Consider the following 4,555-nt stretch of genomic DNA (forward strand, 5'->3'; position numbering starts at 1 on the left):
GCTGCTGTGCCGCTCGGAAAAGCCGATGCCGGAAGGCGAAAAGCGCAAGATCGCGCTGATCACCAACGTGCCGTATCGGGCGGTGATTTCGGCCGTCGATCTCGACGACATCTACAAGATTCCCGGCTGGCTGCATCAGCAGGGCTTCGATGATCTGGTCGTCGAGCATTTCGGCCTGCAGTGCCGTCCGGCCGATCTCAGCGCCTGGGAGCGCGTGGTCAACGCCCGTGCCGAGCAGGACGTTGAAGTGCAGGTGGCGATGGTCGGCAAGTACGTCGATCTCGCCGATGCCTACAAGTCGCTGAACGAAGCGCTCTATCACGCCGGCCTGCATACCAAGACGCGGGTCAAGATCCGCTTCATCGAATCGGAAACCGTCGAAAGCCAGGGCCTGTCGGTGTTGCAGGGTGCGGATGCGATCCTGGTTCCCGGCGGCTTCGGCGAGCGCGGCATCGAAGGCAAGATCGAAGCCGCACGCCACGCTCGCGAGAATCGCATTCCGTATCTCGGCATCTGCCTCGGCATGCAGGTGGCGGCGATCGAGTACGCACGCAATGTCTGCGGTCTGGAAGGCGCGCACTCCACCGAATTCGCGCCGGCGTCGCCGCATCCGATCATCGCGCTGGTCACCGAGTGGAAGGACGTCACCGGCCGCATCGAGACGCGCAGCGAGAACTCCAACCTCGGCGGCACCATGCGCCTTGGCATCCAGACTTGCCGTCTGGTGGCAGGCAGCCGTTCGCGGGCGCTCTACAACGCGGAACTGATCGGCGAACGCCATCGTCACCGCTTCGAGTTCAACAACAATTATCGCGATACCTTGACCGCGCGCGGCATGAAGATCGCGGGCACGTCGGAAGATGGCGAACTGGTGGAGATGCTCGAGCTGCCCGAGCATCCCTGGTTCATCGGCTGTCAGTTCCATCCGGAATTCACCTCGACGCCGCGGGACGGTCATCCGCTGTTCGAAGGTTTCATCCGCGCAGCGCGCGAGCAGCGTCTGGCTCATCAGGCGACCAGTCAGCCCGAGGTGGCGTGATGAAACTTTGTGGACGCGATGTCGGCATCGATCAACCGCTGTTCCTGATCGCCGGCCCGGATACGCTGGAATCGCTGGATCTGGCGCTGGAAGTGGCGTCGACGATCAAGGCGATCACCGATCGCCTCGGCATCCTGTACGTGTTCAAGGGCTCGTTCGACAAGGCCAATCGCAGCTCCGGTCGCAGCTATCGCGGCCCGGGCATTGCCGAAGGCCTGAAGATCATGGAGACCGTCAAAGCCAAGGTCGGCGTGCCGGTGCTGACCGATGTCCACGAAGACACGCCGCTGGGCGAAGTGGCCTCGGTTATCGACGTGATCCAGACCCCGGCCTTCCTGTGCCGGCAGACCAACTTCATGCAGAGCGTGGCCAAGACCGGCCGGCCGATCAACGTCAAGAAAGGCCAGTTCATGTCGCCCTGGGAAATGGGCAACGTCATCGACAAGATGACCGACGTGGCGCCGCACCAGTATCTGCTCTGCGAGCGCGGCTTCTCGTTCGGTTACAACAATCTGGTTGCCGACATGCGCGGCCTGTCGATCATGCGCAAGTTCGCGCCGGTGGTTTTCGATGCCACCCACACCGTGCAGTTGCCGGGCGGGCAGGGCACGGCCAGCGGCGGCATGCGCGAAATGATTCCAGTGCTGGCGCGCGCTGCGGTCGGTGCCGGTGTCTCTGGCGTGTTCATGGAAACCCATCCGAAACCGGATGAAGCGCTGTGCGACGGCCCGAACTCCTTGCCGCTATCGGAGATGGCCGATCTGCTGGAAACGCTGGTCGAGCTCGATCGTCTGGTCAAGCGCAAGCCGTTGCTGGAGTCGCGCCTGAACAGCAACTGAGCTGCTGAGCCGAAGGTCTCAAGCAAACGAAAGCCGGGCTCCAAGCCCGGTTTTTTCGTTTTCGTAGGGCAATCCGTGACCGTTCTGTCGGTGGCTTGTCCCAATGATCGGCCCATTCATGGCGGTACGCCGACGCGCGACGTAGAATTCGGCAAACCGAAACCACTCAAGAGGAATACTGGATGTCCGAGATTGTCCGCGTGCTGGCCCGGGAAATCATTGACTCACGCGGCAATCCGACGGTGGAGGCCGAGGTTTTTCTCGAGACCGGCTTCTCCGGACGTGCGGCATCCCCGAGTGGTGCATCGACCGGCAGCCGCGAAGCTGTCGAACTTCGTGACGGTGACAAGAAGCGCTATTTCGGCAAGGGCGTGCTGAAGGCGGTCAAGAATGCCGAGGGCGAAATCGCCAAGTGCGTGAAGGGCCGCGACGCCCAGGATCAGGCTGGCCTCGATGCCGCGCTGATCGCGCTCGATGGCACCGAGAACAAGTCGCGCCTCGGCGCCAACGCGATTCTCGCCGTGTCGCTGGCCGCTGCTCATGCCGCCGCCGCCGAGAACGACCAGCCGCTGTATCGCCACCTTGGCGGTCTGCAGGCCGATACCTTGCCGGTGCCGATGATGAACGTCATCAACGGCGGCGCGCATGCCGACAACAACATCGACATCCAGGAATTCATGATCCTGCCGGTCGGTGCCACCAGCTTCTCCGAAGCGCTGCGCACCGGTGCCGAGATCTTCCACACACTGAAGAAGGTGCTGCACAGCCGCAAGCTGAACACGGCCGTCGGTGACGAAGGCGGCTTCGCGCCGAACCTCGAATCGAACGAAGCTGCGCTCGCGGTGCTGATGGAAGCGATCGCGATGGCCGGCTACAAGCCGGGTGTCGACGTGTTCCTCGGCCTCGATGTCGCGTCCAGCGAGTTCTTCAAGAAGGGCAAGTACCACCTGGAAAGCGAGGGCAAGCAGTTCACCGCCGACCAGTTCACCGACTATCTCGCCGGCTTGTGTGATCGCTATCCGATCATCTCGGTCGAAGACGGCTGTGCCGAAGGCGACTGGAAGGGCTGGGGCCTGCTGACCGAGAAGCTCGGCGCCAAGGTTCAGCTGGTTGGCGACGATCTGTTCGTCACCAACACCAAGATCCTCGCCGAAGGCATCCTGCGCGGCGTCGGCAATTCGATCCTGATCAAGCCGAACCAGATCGGCACACTCAGCGAAACGCTGGCCGCAATCCGCATGGCGACCGAAGCGGATTACTCGGCGGTGGTCTCGCATCGTTCGGGTGAAACCGAGGACGCGACCATTGCCGACATCGCCGTTGGCACTGCCGCCACCCAGATCAAGACCGGCTCGCTATGCCGTTCCGATCGCATGGCCAAGTACAACCAGCTGCTGCGCATCGAGCGTCAGCTCGGCTCGCGTGCCCGTTACCCGGGTGCCGGCGCGTTCCCCGTGATCGTCGGCGGATGACGCGCGGCATCGCCATCGCTGTTCTGGGACTGATGCTGGCGGGTTTGCAGTATCGGTTCTGGATTGGCGACGGCGGTGTTTATGAAACCGGCAAGCAGCGCGCCGCCGTCGCGGCGCGCGAAGCCGATAATGGTCGCCTGCGGCTGCGCAATGCAGCGCTGGAAGCGGAGGTCGAAGACCTCCGTGCCGGTGGTGCGGCGATCGAAACCCATGCACGCGAAACCCTGGGCATGGTCCGTCGGGAAGAAACCTTCTTCCTGGTCGTCAATGCCGATCTGGCGATGGCCGCGCGGCACTGATCCAAGCTTGGGCGCTGCCCGCGCTCAAGGCGGATCGATCCAGATGCGCCAGGTTTCGCTGCCGTTGACCTGCAGCGAGTAAGTGCCGGCCTTGTCGATCCGATAGCTGTCCTCGCCGCCGCCAGGCAGCGTGATGTTCTGCAGCACGCCACCCTCGGCATCCCGCAGATACATGACGAAGATCGCGCCATCGCTCTGATAGCGCAGACGTTGCGGACCGGTGGTGATGAAGGCTTCGGTGGTGGCGCCATGCCGGCCCGCGAATCGTGGTGGCGAATGGCGAAACGCCAGCACATCGAAGCAGGCCAGTCGTCGTTCGAGATCGCTCAGCCTTCGGCATTGCTGCAACTCGTTCGGGATATCGATGCTGCTGGCCGCCACAGTGGCGATCAGCAGTGCCGGCAGCAGCGCCAACGTGCGGACGTTCACGGTGCCGGTTTCGTCTGACCTTCTTCCCAGGCCTTGGTGCCGGTCTGCCAGCCTTGCGGGCAGCCGCTGCAGCCTTCCATGAGGGCGTCCTGGAAGATCGCGAAGCGGATCAGCGCGCCATCCATCACGGCGTTGCTGAGGTTGGCTTCGTAGAACTTGGTTTCCTGCAGATCGGCGTTGACGAGCTTGGCACCGTCGAAATTCGCGCCTTTGACCATCGCCTTTTCCAGGGTCGCGGCGGTCAGGTCGGCATTTCTGAGATCGGCCTTGGCCATGCGCACGAAGCGCAGATCGGCGCCGCGCAAGCTGGCGCCGCGCAGTTTCACGCCGCCCATGAAAGCGATCTCGAGGCGAGCGCCGTCAAGGTTGGCGCCATCGAGCTTCGCAGCATTGAGATTGGCGTGACGCAGGTCGGCCCGGGCGAGATTGGCGCCGCCCAGATTCGCGCCTTCGAGGTTGGCATGGCGCAGATCGGCA

General features: G+C 63.2%; 6 protein-coding genes. 4 read left to right on the top strand and 2 right to left on the bottom strand.

Going from position 1 to position 4,555, the window contains the following annotated elements:
- The 4 genes from QZY06_RS05240 to QZY06_RS05255 all read left to right on the top strand — a co-directional run.
- The coding region (locus QZY06_RS05240) for a CTP synthase (protein WP_295681152.1) at positions 1-1,039 on the top strand (1,039 nt) is incomplete at its 5' end.
- Complete coding sequence (kdsA, locus tag QZY06_RS05245; protein WP_295681154.1) at positions 1,039-1,878, top strand: 3-deoxy-8-phosphooctulonate synthase; 840 nt, start codon at positions 1,039-1,041, stop codon at positions 1,876-1,878. The genes QZY06_RS05240 and kdsA, both read left to right, overlap by 1 nt.
- Positions 1,879-2,060: 182 nt before the next feature.
- Complete coding sequence (gene eno, locus QZY06_RS05250) at positions 2,061-3,350, top strand: phosphopyruvate hydratase (RefSeq protein WP_295681158.1); 1,290 nt, start codon at positions 2,061-2,063, stop codon at positions 3,348-3,350.
- Complete coding sequence (locus QZY06_RS05255) at positions 3,347-3,649, top strand: septum formation initiator family protein (protein ID WP_295681161.1); 303 nt, start codon at positions 3,347-3,349, stop codon at positions 3,647-3,649. Before eno ends, QZY06_RS05255 begins: the two co-directional genes overlap by 4 nt.
- Before the next feature lie 24 nt (positions 3,650-3,673).
- On the opposite strand, the gene QZY06_RS05260 is transcribed toward QZY06_RS05255, so the two are convergent.
- Both QZY06_RS05260 and QZY06_RS05265 read right to left on the bottom strand, forming a co-directional pair.
- Positions 3,674-4,078 (bottom strand): hypothetical protein, encoded by a 405-nt coding sequence (locus QZY06_RS05260; protein WP_295681164.1) that lies wholly within the window; start codon positions 4,076-4,078, stop codon positions 3,674-3,676.
- Positions 4,075-4,555, bottom strand: a 481-nt coding sequence (locus QZY06_RS05265; protein ID WP_295681168.1) for a pentapeptide repeat-containing protein, incomplete at its 5' end; no start/stop codon positions are given. The genes QZY06_RS05265 and QZY06_RS05260, both read right to left, overlap by 4 nt.

This window comes from uncultured Nevskia sp. (genome assembly GCF_903885465.1).
In the GTDB taxonomy this organism is placed as follows: domain Bacteria; phylum Pseudomonadota; class Gammaproteobacteria; order Nevskiales; family Nevskiaceae; genus Nevskia.